Raw genomic sequence first — 15,252 nt, forward strand, 5'->3', positions numbered from 1 at the left:
CATTTTCCCGTATAATACAAGGAGGACTTATGAGACTTCGCAGAAAGCCCTGGATTGAAGAATCCATTAAGCAGTACACTTCCATTCTTTTCCTGGAAGAACCAAAAGATCTGAAAGGCAAATGGAGCACGCAGTTTGCGCATCCGGAAAAGCCGATCCATGTGGAATTTGGTACAGGAAAGGGCCAGTTCATCTCCGGAATGGCTGACATTCACAGAGATGTCAATTACATCGGCATGGAAGTGCAGGAAGGCGTCATTTACTATGCCGCAAAGAAAGTAGCGGAGAAAGAACCGCCGCTTGACAATGTACGTTTGATCCTTGGGGATGTCAGTGAAATTCTTGATATATTCGCACCGGGGGAGGTTGAGGTGATTTACCTGAACTTCAGCGATCCATGGCCGAAGAAACGCCATGCCAAGAGAAGACTGACATACCGCGATTTCCTGAAACGCTATGCCCTCATCCTCAAAGAAGACGGGGAAATCCGTTTCAAGACTGACAATAAGGATCTTTTTGATTTTTCCATCGAGGAATTCACAGAGATGGGATGGAAATTATCCGACGTGACCTATGATCTGCATCAGGCTCCCGTGCCAGGCGATGTAGAGACGGAGTACGAGGAGAAATTTTCCAGGAAGGGGAATCCAGTATGTCGTCTCGTAGCGAGACGTCCCAAGTCAAATTAGAAGTTTCGCGATATACACCACCTGAATTATTGGGGCTGGTTGCTGTCACGGTAATTCTGATCTGCATCGGGACTGTGAATATCTACAGCTCAACTCAGTACATGAATATCATATCGGGGGACAGCACGTACTCCCACTTGGCAAGACATCTTCTGTTCCTCTCAATCAGCGTAATTACAGCATTCGTGCTGACGAGGCTTCCCATCAAGCTCGTGCGCAAAGGAGCGCTGGTCTGGGTCATCGGGACGGTGCTCTTGCTCTGCCTTGTCATCGTAGCCGGGAAGAATGTCAACGGCGCGACCCGCTGGATCCAGCTTGGGCCGGTGTCGCTGCAGCCATCTGAATTTGCCAAGGTGACAGGAATCATATGGGCCTCTTCTTATCTTGCAAAAAAAGTGGATGCAGGCGAGAAAATCGCCCTTATTCCGCAGGTCTTCCGTGCTATTATCGGCATATTCGTCAGTATTTTCCTCTTTGCATCAGGCTCTAAGAGGAAGAAAAACAAGAAGTACACGTTCAGCCAGCTTCTGACATACATTTCGCCATTGGCAGCGCCGCTTGTCATGGCAGCTCTTGTCATGAAGCAGCCGGACATGGGCACGGCAGCCATCATCCTGCTCCTGCCATGCCTCCTTTATATCATTGCGGGGCTTCCTGCCATTGAAATTCTTTTGGGCGGCGCAGGAATCAGTACGCTCGGACTTCTCCTGGCTCTCAGTTCAGCGTACAGGAGGGACAGGCTTTTCGTGCTCTGGGATCCGTTCTCTGATGCAGCCGGCAAGGGGTATCAGACCGTGCAGAGTCTGATTGCTGTCGGCTCCGGCGGGTTTTTCGGACAGGGAATAGGCAAAGGATTTGCCAAATTCCTTTATCTTCCCGAGCAGTATACAGACTTCGCCTATGCGGTATTCTGCCAGGAAATGGGATTCATCGGCGGAATTATCGTCATGCTCCTTTTCATGGCATTCCTGCTTCTGGGATTTGCCACGGCAAGGCGTCTGAAGGATTCCTACTCAGCCTTCGTGGTCTATGGACTGACGCTCATGATCTCGCTGCAGGGGCTCATCAATATGGCAATGGTTCTCGGATCATTCCCTGTTACAGGCGTCCCGCTGCCTTTCATTTCCTTTGGCGGCACATCCCTTTTGACGAATATCTGCTCTGTCGGCCTGATTTACGGAACTGCTGTGCAGAGCATTGAAAACACCGAACGGGAAGTACGAAAAAAGCGGATACAGGCGATGGATGGAGTGAATCTTTTCTGACAGTAATGAATGGTTCCGGAGTCGGCTGACTATGATGGATGAAGGCGGCAATGCCGCCTTTTTTTACGGAGGAAATCATGGAAATGGATTGGAGAGAAGAAACACTGGGAAGCCTTCTTGCTTACTTTAATAAAAATCCTAAGGGGACGCCCTGGGCAGATTTGGCCGTTTATTATCCGGCAGGCGAAGTGCTTTCTGCTATCCTGAAGAAGGCAGCTATGATTTCTGAAAAATCGGGACTGTCTGTCTTCCTCGTACCGGCCGGTGATGAAAGGCCGTACTACCTGCGGGAAGTTTTCCGCTGCAGGGCAGCTCTGTGGATTGTCCGTTCCGAAGAAGAATGCGGGAAGACAGCCCTCTTTTCATCCCGGATGGGAAGGGACGGCTTTTCCCTCTATGGACGGGATGACGGTGGTATTTCTCTTTCGGGAGTCAATCTTCTCTCTTTTGCAAGAAAGGGAGATACGGGATCCACAATCTTTTCAGCGGATGATCTTGCATTTCCAAAACGCAGCAGGGAAGAGAAATTTTCTCAAGCGGAAAAAGATGAAGGGATAGAAAAAGAGCAGGTGCTTTTATATGCATCGCTCATCCTTTTTGCCGGCGGAAAGGCAGGTACGCTTCTTGGTGCGGCAGACCTTGCCCGCCATTATTATATGGGACACTAAAAAAGGACCGTTTCCGGTCCTTTTGGATTCAGTCTTTAAGATATTTTCTTGCCAGGCGCCATGAGAACATCAGCGATTTCTGCAGGAGGAAGAAGTAGACAGCCTTCTTCGGATGTGTCAGAAAATAAATAGTCCCGATCGGCTGCAGCGGTCTCCATAGATCCTTTTCTGTCAACTCCTTGGAGTCAGCCGTGACGAGTTCGTGCTTTTTATCATTTTTCTTCTTCAATGCGCGTGTGACGAGAGCTGTAATGATCGTCATCGCAATCGCTTTTTTTGAGCTTTCAGATTTTCCCATGGGAATCACCTCTTTTATTAATCATAGCAAAATGAAATGGGAAGTTCAATTGGGAATCGGAAAGCCCGGTCAGAAAGAAAGGAGGGCCCTTATGAAACAGCTCATGAGCTACTATGTCATGGATGATGATACAGAAGAGAGAATCAGGGCGATGACAGATAGTCTTGGCCTTGACGGGATAGAAAATCTTGTGTACGGGACAAAATCAAGAGATCTTCCCGGAAAGGAATCCACCATTGGGTGCCACCTCAATTACTGGCCTGACTGGATGAACTTCTGGCTGGGGAGAAGGGAACTTTTCGAGGAAGAATTTCCGACCAGGGATTCCCTGATTTCTTACTATGGGGGAGAAACACCGGAAGAGTGGCTGGAAACAATCCGGGGAAATCTGAGAGCGGCCGCCAGGGAAGAGCCCAAATACGTCGTCTGGCACGTGGCCGACTGCATGGCAAGAGAGGCCTGGACGGGGAAATTCCATTACACGGATAGGGAAGTCCTTTTCGAAACGGCAAGGATCTACAGTTTGGTGAAGGACGTCCTGCCGCCCAATGTCACCGTTCTTTTTGAAAATATTTTCTGGCCCGGGCTCAATGCGCTTTCCCCGGAGAATGTGGATTATTTCTTTTCCCTCCTGGGTGACGCAAATGTTGGACTTCTGCTTGATACCGGACACCTGATGAATACGAATCCCGATATCAGGGATGAGAAGGATGGTGCAGATTATGTGACGAAGGTGATCAAGAACCTGGGCTCCATGAAGGATCTGATTCTTGGCATGCACCTTTCCTGCTCGATTTCAGGAGAGTACAGGAAAAAGGCTGCTGAGAATATTCCTGCGGAAATCACGCCTGAAATCATCAGCTGCCATATTTCATCCATCGACCGTCATGAGCCTTTCAGGACAGAAGCAGCCGCACGGATCGTGGAAGCGGCAGAGCCTTCCTATGTGACGCATGAGCTCTTTGGCAAGGGCCCCGGAATCCCAAAGGAAGAAATCAAAATTCAGATGAAGGCCATGAAAAAGGGGTTATAATTCCTGCAATCGTTTTTCGTTATTTGTTGCATATCGGGAAAAGTAGTATAATGGGCGAAAACGGGGTATTGCCCGGAAAGAGGGATCTTACTATGAACAAAACGAAAATGGCATGGGCATCAGCTGCACTGGCACTGGCTTTATTACTGCCAGCGGCGGGTGTCAAAGCCTACAGCAGTGAAAATGTCTCGCTGCCAAGCCCGATTGTGGAATATGCATCGTACAATAAGCTTCGCGAAGCAGTCGGCTTTGAGCCGCTTTTCCTGCCGCGTATTGCAGGATACAAGACAGAACATTTCCTTTCCATAGGAGAAGGTCTGGCGGATGTCCGTTACAGCGGCGATCTTGGCGAACAGCTGACAATCCGTTCTTCCCGCCTGACAGGAGAGAATCCGGATACCGATATCAGCGGCGTCTATACAGGAAAGTGGAAGGATATCGAAATCGGCTCGACGGTTGTTTCCGTGGCTAAACTTTCGGATAAATCTTTTGCCGCACACTGGACTGAAGGCGGATACGCTTTCTCCTTCATGGGAGAAAACATGAAAGAAAAGGATTTCGAATCCCTTCTTTCAGGGTACTTCATCGATGTGACGGAACACGTCTTTGGAACGGACGATGCTTCTTCCATCCACCATGATATGCCATTCTAATTTTAATGAAACAGGCGCCCCTGTGGGCGTCTTTTCTATTTGCAGGATAGTTTCCGCTGAAAAAAGCAGGCAAATGATGTAAAATAGAGGACAGCGTATAAATATCGGAGGATAATCGATGGACCGCATAGCTGTGCTCATTCCGTGCTGGAACGAAGCTTTGACAATCAGGAAAGTCGTGACGGATTTCAAAAGGGAACTCCCGGAAGCCGTCATTTATGTATATGACAACAATTCAACGGATGATACAGCTGCTATTGCCAGAGAGGCAGGAGCCGTCGTCAGGAAGGAATACCGCCAGGGAAAGGGGAACGTCATCCGTTCCATGTTCCGTGATATCGATGCAGAATGCTACATCATGACGGACGGGGATGATACATATCCCGCAGAATGCGCCCGCGAAATGGCGGATATGGTTCTTTCGGGGCAGGCGGATATGGTCGTGGGTGACCGCCTTTCCTCCAGTTACTTTGAAGAAAACAAGCGGCCCTTCCATAATTCAGGAAATGTGGTTGTCCGCCGCTTCATCAATATGTTCTGGGGCAAAAACAGCCATGACATCAAGGACGTCATGACCGGCTATCGTGCTTTTTCCACCATGTTCGTCAAGACGTTCCCGATCCTTTCCAAAGGATTTGAAATTGAAACGGAAATGACGATTCATGCGCTGGATAAGAACCTTCTTATCCGAAACCTTCCCGTATCATACAGGGACAGACCGGAAGGGAGCGTCAGCAAGCTCCACACCTTCCGCGACGGGATCAGGGTACTCCGCACGATTTTCCTTCTTTACAAGGATTACAGGCCGCTCCGTTTTTTCACGATGGCATCACTCATCCTTGCCCTGATCGCCCTTCTTCTTTTTATCCCCGTATTCCATGAATACGTAATGACGGGACTTGTGCCCAAACTTCCAACGCTTGTCACATCAGGATTCTTCATGGTATCTGCCGTTGTGGCGCTTGGGATAGGTCTTGTCCTTGATACGGAAGTGAAGAACAGCAGGAAAAATCTCGAGATCCAGATGAATATCATCCAGATGATGCTGAAGAAGTAAGTCATCCCATAGGGAAATAATAAAAATCCAGGAGCACTATGATTAAGAAACTGATATTGAAATACTTTCCATCCGAAGAACGATTCTGGGAAGTCTTCCGCTTTCTCCTTGTGGGCGGCGGATGCTTTGTACTCGAATACGTTCTTCTTTACACACTGACAGAGTATGGCGGCCTTCCTCCGTTGTATTCAGCGCCGATCGCCTTCACAATCTCGCTCATATTGAACTACTTTCTCTGCGTCAACTTCGTCTTCCATGCCGAGCATCAGAGCCGCTCGCAGGTGGTCCTCTTCGTCGTGACATCCCTTATGGGACTTGGCATCAATCAGGTGACTATGTGGATTTTCATCGATCTTGTCGGCATCTGGTACATGTTTGCCAAAGTCATCGCTTCGGCCATCGTCATGATCTGGAACTACTTCACCAAACGCTTCATCCTGCACCATTGATAAAACAACAAAGAACCTCTCTCCGCGATCGGAGGGAGGTTCTTTTTATTTCCTGAAGAAATCGGCAAGCTGGTTTCTGAAGATGTTAGCACCGCCGTTAGCGGGATGGCGGAGTCCTTTGACGGAGAAGCCTGCATCCAGGAGCGTGCTCTCGCTTTTCTTTCCTATGGCAAGAAGGGGAAGGGATCCGGTAAGGGAAAGGAGCTCTTTTGTGTAGGAGAGCCCGATGGCAAGTTCATCATCTGTCGGCGTCCTGTTGGAAAGGAGGTCATCCTTCTTATGAGGATGGAAAGGATAGATATTCCATAAGATGAACTCATCGGCGGCAAGGCCGGCGTCGAGGCATGCTTTCCATACGACGGAATCGGTCGGTTCATTGAATCCTTTTTCCTTCTGTGTGGGCTTTGTAATCATAGGAGAGTCTTTCCTGCTTGTCCGTTTTCCATCTTTTCCTAGGATCATGAGGCTGTTCACTGCAGGATGCTCGTTTAATATCATGCGCTCGCATGTCATGGCGATCCCTGTGAAGTGTCCGCCCTGATAACCGCATGCCTCAGCGATCAGAAGAAGCTTTGCCTTCCCAACGCGGCGGGAGAGGTAGTCGTGAAGCTGCTCTTTCCTGATGGATGGCGCATTTTCCACTTCATAACGAAGGTCCGTATCTTTCCAGGGATTGAAGGTGAGCGCTCCCTCGTAGGAAGCAAGGCTCTTAATGAATGCATCGATAGTCATGGCAGTTCCTTTCGTCTAAAAGAAAAGCCGGCATAAGCCGGCCTTATCAGTTTTCTTCAGCCGGGGAGAGGGGCGCTGTTTCGCCCGCTGCATCCGGTTCATCATTCAAATGGTAAAGTGTTCCTCTTGGAAGGTCCTTATCCTTTGTGAAATCATCTTTCATAGGCCATTCTTTGAAGTACTTCATGTCGCTCTTGGAGACAAAGAGGTAGACGGACTTGCCGGAGTCTTTGTATTCCTTGGCGAAGTCTTCATCAGACTCGGACGGCATGACATACTTTTCATTCCAGAGAGCGCTTCTCTTTTCTTCATCAGGAAGAGAAGGAACAAGGCGGGTGCCAGTTTCCCCGGTATAGTACGTATAGCCGGCCGGGTAGGAATGGAAGAAGTAATGGATGCCTGGCGCATCATGGATATCATTGGCTGAATCCATGATGGAACGCGACGGAAGGTAGTTAGGGAGTCCTTCCATGATGATGAAGAGGTAAGCCGAAGCGGTAACGGCGGAAATAACCGTCAGACGGCGGCCGCTGCTCTTTTTCCAGCGGAGGATGAGTTCCCAGATGGCGTAAAGGATGACAGCGTAGAAAAGAAGCCAGCTGCCTTCCTTGATGTAAATGGTGCCTGCCACAAGAGCGGCAATCAGGAAGAAGAAACCGCCGTAGGCGCAGAGGCTCGATGCTTTTTCCCCTTCACGCACGCGGAGCGCGCACATGGCGGAAAGAATAATGGCGGGAACGATGGAAATATAAGTGTAGGTCACATACTTTGTCGCCATAAGGGTGTAGAAAAGGATCGTGCCGATCATCCAGACCATGAGGAAACGGTAGAACGGGGTCTTTTCTTTCCACTGTTTGACGGCTTCATAAATCGTCATTCCGGTCCAGGGAAGGAGAGCGGCCGGGAAGATGACAAGGTAGTAGTACCAGTGATTGTCTTCCGGATGCTCGGAAACGGTGGCTCTTGCTATATTGTGCAGGCCGAGGAACTGGGAAACGAAGTCGCTTCCATGAATGGCATACATGCCGCCGTACCAGGGAAGGACGACGACAAGGAAAGCAAGGATGCCCGTGATGGGGAAGAGGGAAAGAATCTTCTTCGGCTCTTTCATGGAAAGGCACCAGAGGACAAGAAGGATGCCCGGAAGGACAAGCCCGACAGGCCCTTTGGTAAGGCAGGCAAAGCCGGCAGCAGCATAAGCAATGATCAGATGCTTCCTGCTTCCTTCCATGACGCCGATGTAGGCGGAAAGAAGGGTCGGAATCGTAAAGAGAAGAAGGATGCTGTCCGTGATGATGGCATGGGAGATGATCCAGAATTCAAAGGAAAGCGCCAGCATGAGCCCTGCCCAGATGGCTGCAATATTATCCTTGAGGATCCGTCTTACGTACCAGGTAAGGAGCATGACGGAAAGTGCTCCGCAGAAGGCAGAGGGGAGCCTTGCTGCGAGATCCGTGAAGCCCAGGATGGAATAGCTGATGGAAAGCAGCCAGTAAACCATGATCGGCTTGTCATACCAGTAAATGCCGTAAATCTGCGGGGACATCCAGTTGCCGGACATGACCATTTCCTTAGCCGTCAGCGCATAATTGGATTCGACGGGGTCGGTAATGGGGAGACCCCAGGATCCCCAGAGCAGGAATGCAAAGGCAAGGATGAAGATGAATCCCAAAGACTTCTCTGTCACATGGGAAGTCGAGAACGCTTCCTGCCTTGCTTTTTCCTTCTTTTCTTTTTTCTGTCGTTTCGTGCTCAAAATGGATTCCTCCCTGAATGAAGTGAAATGTGATTACTTCTGCAAAGAACCTTCGCCATTTCCTTTGCGGAAGAGGTAAGCTGTATCTTTTTCCCAGATGAGTGTGAGATCCTTCTTTTCCTCATCCGGCCAGTTCTTGTAAAGCTTTTTCTGAATCAGTATATAAGCCTGATCCGGCAGGCGGGCAGGTTCTTCAAGTCCCGGAAGCAGGACGCCGTTTTCCTTGTTCTTTTCATCAACCTGCTGCTTCCTCTTGTCGAAGTCAGGAAGCGCCTTTCCGTACAGGTCCTCATAGAAAGCAAAGGACGGGCGGTAGAAGGGATCGATATAAAGAGGGATATTGGAATCGAGTGATTCAGAAGCTGTTTTTTCTGCAATGGCTCTTGAGGTGAAAAGATCGGAGACCGGCTTTTCAAAAGCGCCCCAGACGGAAAGGACGAAAACCAGGATCAAAGCAGCCTGCGTCATGAAGAAGGCATGGAATCTTCCCTTCATGAGGCGGCTTGCCGAGAAGAAAGCGGCAAGGACCATGAGTCCTGCGATAGCGTAGTGGACGACGGGTCCGCCTTCCGGAGAGAAGGGGACAAAAGCAACGGCGCCGGCCGTAATCAGTGCAAAGACGACATGGCAGATGATGAAGGCTTTGGAAACATGCCCGGTCTCTTCAATCCGCGCAAGATAAGCGGAAGAAAGGACGGCAAGCGGAGGGAACATCGGAAGGATGTAGGAGAAGAGCTGCGTGGAGGATACGGAGAAGAAAAGGAAGATGAAAAGCGCCCATACGATGAAGTAGAGCATGACCTTGTCTTTTCTCCATTCACGGAAGCTTTTCAAAAGTCCCGGAAGTGTTCCGCTCCATGGATAGAAGCCCGCCAGCACGACGACGATATAGAGCCAGTAATGGTTCTGCCCTGCGTGCTCAGGAGCCACGAAGCGCGTGATATTATGGTAGCCCAGGAATGTATCGATGAAAGCATCTCCGTGAAGCATGCCCATTTCGATGTACCAGGGAAGACCGACGAGGCAGGCAAGCGGGATGCCCCAGTACCATTTAAGTCCCATAATGTGCTTGATGTCAAACTGGCGCGAAAAAATGAGCCAGAGACCGACAATCAGGGCCGGGAATCCGAATCCGACAGGGCCCTTCGTCAAAAGTGCTAGCCCGCACGCGATATACGCGGCTGCATATTCTTTTCTCAGGAATGACATGAGCGCAACGGTCAGTGTGAGGCAGAGGAGCATGTCCGTGACCGAGCTTCTGGCAAGGACGATGATCTCTAGCGATGTGGCGCAGATGAAGCCGGCGCGAAGGGCGGCTCTTTCGCCCAGGAAGCGGCGGGAGGAGAGGAAGAGGTAGCAGGGCGTCAGCGCGCCTAAAAGGACGGAAGGAAGTCTGGCGGCCCAGGTAGAGACGCCGAAAATCGAAAAGGAAATGGCTTCCAGCCAATAGAAAAGCGGCGGTTTGTCATACCAAAACTCGCCGTAGATGCGCGGGGATATCCAGTCTCCTGTCGCCAGCATCTCCTTGGCCGTTTCGCCATAAACGGGTTCATCCGGGTCCAGAAGCGGAATCAGTCCGGAAAATGTGCCGTAAAGAAAAAGGCAGAAAAGGAAAAGGAGGATGCAGTTTCTATATGTTTTCATGGGTATCTTTGCTTGCTTTCTGTTTTCATTTCGAATATAAATGGAATCCAAGGGCGACTGCAATGGAAATGACGACGCAGACGAGTGCGATTTCCAGCTTGTAGTCCAGGATTTTCTGCCAGTTGTGGCCGAGGACGGATCCAGCGTATACGAGGAAAATCGTCCAGGGAACCGTTCCCAGAATCGTAAGGCCGATGAATTCAGGCATCGGATACTGGGCAATCCCGGCAGGAAGAGAAATGAACGTGCGGACGCCCGGAAGGAGGCGGCCTGTGAAAATGGCGATTCCGCCGTATATTTCAAACCAGTCTTTGGCGGCAATCATTTTTCTTGCAGTAAGGCCGCCTTTGGCAGTATGTTTCAATATGAGTCCGCGTCCGCCTTTATAGCCCATGTAGTAGGAAGCGACGGAACCAGCAATGCCGGCAGCCGTCCCAATGGCAATGGTAGGCCAGAACGAGAAAATTTCCTGAGAAACAAGAAATCCGGCAAAGCCCAGAATGATTTCACTGGGAATCGGAACATTCATGTTTTCAAGAGCCATACAGATGAAGAGAGCGAGGTATCCCCAGTCATAGAGGAAGTTGATGATGATGTCCATAGAAGTCCTTTGTGTATAAACGACGCGGCGGGGAGGAAGCAGAAATATCTTGAAGAATCCCCTGCCTAAAGAGTAAGGTAAAAACTTATACAATACATAAACAATATCTAAATTCTCTAAAATTTTTTGCCTTGCATAGTCTTCAGAGTATTTGCACTTTCAAATATAACATGACAGCGGGCAGGGGTCAACGAAAACGGAAATCCACCGGGCAAAGAGGCGGCGAGAAGAGAGAGGATTCTTTCCCCGCAGCCGAGTATTCATTTTATTCAAAGGCGGCTTTTTCACTCTCCTATTATATAATGAAATAATATATATGCAGTCATATACAGAATAATCAGTATTTTTATTGACAGGAATGTATAAAGTTGATAAAATATGCATTAAGTTATGTATGGAAAAGGATATTCCAGCCGGATGGGGTGGAGAAATACACCGGATGAAGATCTTTTCCGTATCTGCAGTGAGATTTCATGCAGATTCCTTTTTTCATTTGTAAGTTGTCATTTGTGGAGATGAAACATATGCTGGGTAAAAAGTTAAAAATTCTGTTGGCTGTCGGAGCTGCTTCCGCAGTTATGCTCGCTGCAGGATGCGGCGGCGGAGATTCCAAATCGAATTCTGCTTCTGGAAAGGGCGGAATTCCTGCTGTTATCCGCGTTGGTTCCGAAACAACATTCCCTCCGTTCGAATTTACAGAGGATGATAAATATGTAGGCTTTGATCTTGATCTGGCTGACGCACTCATTAAACAGATGGGCAGCAAGATGGAATTCAAGAGCATGGGCTTTGATGCACTGATTCCGGCTGTCCAGTCCGGACAGATCGACATGATCGCTGCCGGCCTTGATGCTACACCGGAAAGAGCTAAGCAGGTCGCTTTCTCTGACGTATACTTCAAGGATAACGGCTACTGCATCGTTGTCAGAAAAGACAATACCACGATCAATGACTGGGCTGATCTTGCAGGAAAGAATGTAGGCGCTCAGGTAGGCACTTACCAGGTCAAACTGGCTCAGGAAGCCAAGGCTGCTGAAGTCAAGCAGCTCGATTCCAATTCTCAGGCATGGATGGAACTGCAGGCAAATACGCTTGATGCTGTCGTAATCGATCAGCCGGTTGCCATGTACTACCTGAAACAGGGTGCAGGCAAGGATCTGAAGATCGTTGGAACACAGAAAGACGGTTCCGGAATGGTATTCGCATTCAAGAAAGACAACAAGCAGCTTCAGGAAGGCGTCAACAAAGCGCTGAAGGAACTGAAAGCAAACGGCACATACGACAAGATTTATGAAAAATGGTTCGGAAAGCCGGCTTCCAAATAATTACAAAGATAATGACCCAAAGAGAGCAGGAACTCCTGCTCTTTTTGTATGGATAAAACAGTTTAGAGGTGCTGTTCATCTTTTCTTTAAGCATTGTTTAAGTCTTGCGTATATACATGCTGGATGAGGATGGTATAATAGGAACAGTGGTGAATGATCACCGCCGGGTATATTCCAGAGAAAGGAGATGCTGCATTGAAGTCCAAAATTTTGGCCGCTTTAGCAGGTATCCTTGTTCTTGCAGGAGGTTATACTGTCTGGGCAGAGACCTATGGTCCTTATTGCTACGGACCTGGTGCATACAGTTCAGAGGTGCAGTCTTCTCAGGATCAGAGTCAGTACCCCTGCGGTCCTTACGGTCCTAACGGGAACGGCAGAAGAAGTTTCTGCGGCGGTCCCTATTACAACAGAGGATAAATAATCATCTGCGCTCTATGGAGGCGGATGGCCGGTGTCCCTCGGCAGGACAAGCGGTACAAATATGTCTGGGAAACAGACAAAGCCGGAATGATTGGCTGTGACAGCTTTCGGCAAGCGGCGTGCCTGCGGGCCCCGCGTGCCAGATGCGGTCAGGGGAGGAAGCAATTCTTCTTCCCGTGAACGGAAATTGAAAACCGCAAGCAGACGCTCTCCATGTATAGGGCGCGGGTTTGCGGTTTTATTTTGCTTTTTTGGGGATGGTATCCCCTTGTGATATACTATATGTAGTATGCGTTTCCTGAATTTGTTCTTGATAAATCCATATATAAGGAAGATAGGGCAGAAAAAGCCCGAAATCAGGAATAAGAGAGAGGTAGCAGACAAATCGAAAAAATTTCATATATTTACAGCTACACATAAATAATATAAAATGGAATAAGATTTTGATTGTATACATTCTCTGACGTATACAGATTACAATATATGAGGTGATAGAATGACCGAATTACTCCGCGTGGAAAATCTTCACGTTTCAGTAGGCAAGAAAGAACTCCTTCATGGAATCAACCTGACTGTAAACAAGGGAGAAGTCCATGTGATTATGGGCATCAACGGCGCAGGCAAGTCTACGCTTCTGCATGCCATCATGGGGAACCCTGTTTATACAATTACTGAAGGCCGTATTTTCTTTGAAGGACAGGATATTACAGAACTGTCTGTCGATAAGAGAGCCAAGCTCGGCGTTTTCCTTTCTTTCCAGAATCCGATTTCCGTTGCCGGCATTACGACTGAAAACTTCATTCGTACAGCCAAGACAACGATTTCCGGAAAGCAGCAGAGACTCTTCCCTTTCAAGCGTCTCATGAAATCCAGAATGGAAGATCTGGCTATGGATCCGTCCTATGCAGAACGTTACCTGAATGACGGCTTCTCCGGCGGCGAAAGAAAGAAGAGTGAAATCCTTCAGATGCGCATCCTGGATCCGAAGCTGGCCATGCTTGATGAAACAGACTCCGGTCTGGACGTCGATGCTGTCCGCATCGTTTCCCGCAATATTTCCGAATACCACAATGAAAATAATTCACTTCTGATCATTACCCATCTGAACCAGATCCTGAAGTTCATCACACCGGAATTTGTCCACGTCCTCATCGACGGCAAGATCGTCAAGGAAGGCGGTCCGGAACTGGTGGACGAAATCGAGACCAACGGCTTTGACGCATACCGCAGCGAGGTGTGATCATGGCTGAAGAAAAGAAGAAGAGCCAGGTCGATGACATCAATCGAAGCATTTACGACATCAAGGACAAGGTGGAGTACTCCTACAAGGCTGACAACGGGCTGACTGAAGAAGTCATCCGTGAAATTTCAGCCAAGAAGGAAGAACCGGAATGGATGCTTGAAAAGCGCCTGCAGGCTCTTGAAATATACAATCATATGGACTTCCCGGAATGGGCTCCTGATATTTCCGAGCTTGATATGGATCATATCGATACCTACATCCGCCCGAAGACGGACATGAAGGCAAAATGGGAAGACCTGCCGCAGAATATCAGGGACACATTCGACCGTCTTGGCATTCCTGAAGCAGAAAAGAAATCTCTTGCCGGCGTCGGAGCGCAGTATGACTCTGAAGTCGTTTATCATAATATCCAGAAGGAACTGGAAGAACAGGGTGTCATTTACGTTGACTTCGAAACCGCTGTCAAGGAATACCCTGATCTGATCAAACCGTATTTCGGAAAGCTCATCACTCCGAATTATCATAAATTTGCTGCACTGCACTATGCTGTGTGGTCCGGCGGCTCTTTCGTTTACGTTCCAAAGGGCGTTCACGTACGCATGCCGCTGCAGAGTTATTTCCGCCTCAATGCGCCTGGCGCAGGTCAGTTCGAACATACTCTGATCATCATTGAAGAAGGCGCTGACTGCCATTTCATCGAAGGCTGCTCGGCTCCAAGATACAACGTGGCAAACCTTCACGCCGGAGCTGTCGAGCTCTACGTCAAGAAGGGCGCAACGCTGCGCTACAGCACGATTGAAAACTGGTCGAAGAACATGTACAACCTGAATACCAAGAAGTCCATCATTGAAGAAGACGGACACATGATCTGGGTATCCGGTTCCTTCGGCTCCCATACATCCTGCCTCTATCCGGATACCATCCTCAAGGGCGATCATTCCACCTGTGATTTCACAGGCATCACGTTCGCCGGCAAGGGTCAGTTCCTCGATACTGGTTCCAAGGTGGAAGCTCTTGGAAAGGGCACTTCCATCAATATCAACTCCAAATCCATTTCCAAAGCAGGCGGCACTGCGATTTACCGCGGCGTCGTTTACATCGGGCCGGAAGCAAAGGGGACGAAGGGCACTATCAGCTGCGAATCCCTGATGCTGGATAATGAATCCAGATCCGACACAATCCCGGACATCATCATTGAAAATGATGACATCGATCTTGGTCATGAAGCTAAGATCGGCCGCATCCCGGATGATGATATTTACTACCTCATGAGCCGCGGCCTTTCTGAAGAAGACGCAAAGGCCATGCTCGTCCGCGGATTTGCTGAACCGATTTCAAAGGAACTGCCTTTGGAATATGCTGTAGAAATGAACCGCCTCATCGATCTTGAATTCGAAGGCGCTATAGGATAAGGAGGAC

Annotated in this window: 15 protein-coding genes; 10 read left to right on the forward strand and 5 right to left on the reverse strand. The window is 49.0% G+C overall.

Going from position 1 to position 15,252, the window contains the following annotated elements; genetic code table 11:
* Positions 1–29: 29 nt before the first annotated feature.
* The 3 genes from trmB (at position 30) to OIM03_04530 (ending at position 2,622) form a co-directional block, all read left to right on the forward strand.
* Complete coding sequence (gene trmB, locus OIM03_04520) at positions 30–689, forward strand: tRNA (guanosine(46)-N7)-methyltransferase TrmB (protein ID HJI73540.1); 660 nt, start codon at positions 30–32, stop codon at positions 687–689.
* On the forward strand, positions 653–1,954 hold the full coding sequence (locus OIM03_04525) for a putative lipid II flippase FtsW (protein ID HJI73541.1): 1,302 nt from the start codon (positions 653–655) through the stop codon (positions 1,952–1,954). The genes trmB and OIM03_04525 overlap by 37 nt, the downstream gene beginning before the upstream one ends.
* Positions 1,955–2,031: 77 nt before the next feature.
* A complete protein-coding gene (locus OIM03_04530) occupies positions 2,032–2,622 on the forward strand; it encodes a hypothetical protein (protein ID HJI73542.1) in 591 nt (196 codons plus the stop codon).
* Between the two features lie 28 nt (positions 2,623–2,650).
* On the opposite strand, the gene OIM03_04535 is transcribed toward OIM03_04530, so the two are convergent.
* Positions 2,651–2,920, reverse strand: a complete 270-nt coding sequence (locus OIM03_04535) for a hypothetical protein (protein ID HJI73543.1) — start codon at positions 2,918–2,920, stop codon at positions 2,651–2,653.
* A 91-nt stretch (positions 2,921–3,011) separates the two neighbouring features.
* Between OIM03_04535 and OIM03_04540 the strand changes: the two genes are divergently transcribed.
* From OIM03_04540 to OIM03_04555, 4 genes are all read left to right on the forward strand, one after another.
* Positions 3,012–3,953 carry a hypothetical protein gene (locus OIM03_04540; GenBank protein ID HJI73544.1) on the forward strand — a complete coding sequence of 314 codons (942 nt, stop codon included), beginning with the start codon at positions 3,012–3,014 and terminating at the stop codon, positions 3,951–3,953.
* 92 nt (positions 3,954–4,045) lie between these two features.
* The gene (locus OIM03_04545; protein ID HJI73545.1) at positions 4,046–4,606 is read left to right on the forward strand and encodes a hypothetical protein; all 561 of its coding nucleotides are present in this window, start codon (positions 4,046–4,048) and stop codon (positions 4,604–4,606) included.
* Between the two features lie 118 nt (positions 4,607–4,724).
* Positions 4,725–5,663 carry a glycosyltransferase family 2 protein gene (locus tag OIM03_04550; GenBank protein HJI73546.1) on the forward strand — a complete coding sequence of 313 codons (939 nt, stop codon included), beginning with the start codon at positions 4,725–4,727 and terminating at the stop codon, positions 5,661–5,663.
* A 38-nt stretch (positions 5,664–5,701) separates the two neighbouring features.
* On the forward strand, positions 5,702–6,112 hold the full coding sequence (locus OIM03_04555) for a GtrA family protein (protein ID HJI73547.1): 411 nt from the start codon (positions 5,702–5,704) through the stop codon (positions 6,110–6,112).
* Between the two features lie 45 nt (positions 6,113–6,157).
* Here the strand turns inward: OIM03_04555 and OIM03_04560 are convergent, their stop codons facing one another.
* The 4 genes from OIM03_04560 to OIM03_04575 are packed head-to-tail and all read right to left on the reverse strand — an operon-like array spanning position 6,158 to position 10,845.
* Positions 6,158–6,844 (reverse strand): uracil-DNA glycosylase, encoded by a 687-nt coding sequence (locus OIM03_04560; GenBank protein HJI73548.1) that lies wholly within the window; start codon positions 6,842–6,844, stop codon positions 6,158–6,160.
* Between the two features lie 46 nt (positions 6,845–6,890).
* Positions 6,891–8,600 (reverse strand): glycosyltransferase family 39 protein, encoded by a 1,710-nt coding sequence (locus OIM03_04565; protein ID HJI73549.1) that lies wholly within the window; start codon positions 8,598–8,600, stop codon positions 6,891–6,893.
* A 33-nt stretch (positions 8,601–8,633) separates the two neighbouring features.
* Positions 8,634–10,244 carry a glycosyltransferase family 39 protein gene (locus tag OIM03_04570; protein HJI73550.1) on the reverse strand — a complete coding sequence of 537 codons (1,611 nt, stop codon included), beginning with the start codon at positions 10,242–10,244 and terminating at the stop codon, positions 8,634–8,636.
* Positions 10,245–10,269: 25 nt separating this feature from the next.
* Positions 10,270–10,845: a DedA family protein gene (locus OIM03_04575; GenBank protein HJI73551.1), complete on the reverse strand. Its 576-nt coding sequence runs from the start codon at positions 10,843–10,845 to the stop codon at positions 10,270–10,272.
* A gap of 524 nt (positions 10,846–11,369) precedes the next feature.
* Here OIM03_04575 and OIM03_04580 point away from each other — a divergent pair.
* The 3 genes from OIM03_04580 to sufB all read left to right on the forward strand — a co-directional run bounded on the left by OIM03_04580 (position 11,370) and on the right by sufB (position 15,245).
* Positions 11,370–12,170 carry a basic amino acid ABC transporter substrate-binding protein gene (locus tag OIM03_04580; GenBank protein ID HJI73552.1) on the forward strand — a complete coding sequence of 267 codons (801 nt, stop codon included), beginning with the start codon at positions 11,370–11,372 and terminating at the stop codon, positions 12,168–12,170.
* 916 nt (positions 12,171–13,086) lie between these two features.
* Positions 13,087–13,830, forward strand: coding sequence for a Fe-S cluster assembly ATPase SufC (gene sufC, locus OIM03_04585; protein HJI73553.1), 744 nt, complete (start codon positions 13,087–13,089; stop codon positions 13,828–13,830).
* A 2-nt stretch (positions 13,831–13,832) separates the two neighbouring features.
* Positions 13,833–15,245, forward strand: a complete 1,413-nt coding sequence (sufB, locus tag OIM03_04590) for a Fe-S cluster assembly protein SufB (GenBank protein ID HJI73554.1) — start codon at positions 13,833–13,835, stop codon at positions 15,243–15,245.
* The last annotated feature ends 7 nt before the right edge of the window (positions 15,246–15,252 follow it).

Source organism: Veillonellaceae bacterium (genome assembly GCA_025992895.1).
Lineage (GTDB): Bacteria > Bacillota > Negativicutes > Veillonellales > Dialisteraceae > Dialister.

Coding starts and splice junctions, on each gene's coding strand:
- OIM03_04545 (HJI73545.1), top strand. CDS start 4,046: ATGAACAAAACGAAAATGGCATGGGCATCAGCTGCACTGGCACTGGCT.
- OIM03_04560 (HJI73548.1), bottom strand. CDS start 6,844: ATGACTATCGATGCATTCATTAAGAGCCTTGCTTCCTACGAGGGAGCG.
- OIM03_04570 (HJI73550.1), bottom strand. CDS start 10,244: ATGAAAACATATAGAAACTGCATCCTCCTTTTCCTTTTCTGCCTTTTT.
- OIM03_04540 (HJI73544.1), top strand. CDS start 3,012: ATGAAACAGCTCATGAGCTACTATGTCATGGATGATGATACAGAAGAG.
- OIM03_04535 (HJI73543.1), bottom strand. CDS start 2,920: ATGGGAAAATCTGAAAGCTCAAAAAAAGCGATTGCGATGACGATCATT.
- OIM03_04530 (HJI73542.1), top strand. CDS start 2,032: ATGGAAATGGATTGGAGAGAAGAAACACTGGGAAGCCTTCTTGCTTAC.
- OIM03_04550 (HJI73546.1), top strand. CDS start 4,725: ATGGACCGCATAGCTGTGCTCATTCCGTGCTGGAACGAAGCTTTGACA.
- sufC (HJI73553.1), top strand. CDS start 13,087: ATGACCGAATTACTCCGCGTGGAAAATCTTCACGTTTCAGTAGGCAAG.
- trmB (HJI73540.1), top strand. CDS start 30: ATGAGACTTCGCAGAAAGCCCTGGATTGAAGAATCCATTAAGCAGTAC.
- OIM03_04525 (HJI73541.1), top strand. CDS start 653: ATGTCGTCTCGTAGCGAGACGTCCCAAGTCAAATTAGAAGTTTCGCGA.
- OIM03_04555 (HJI73547.1), top strand. CDS start 5,702: ATGATTAAGAAACTGATATTGAAATACTTTCCATCCGAAGAACGATTC.
- sufB (HJI73554.1), top strand. CDS start 13,833: ATGGCTGAAGAAAAGAAGAAGAGCCAGGTCGATGACATCAATCGAAGC.
- OIM03_04575 (HJI73551.1), bottom strand. CDS start 10,845: ATGGACATCATCATCAACTTCCTCTATGACTGGGGATACCTCGCTCTC.
- OIM03_04580 (HJI73552.1), top strand. CDS start 11,370: ATGCTGGGTAAAAAGTTAAAAATTCTGTTGGCTGTCGGAGCTGCTTCC.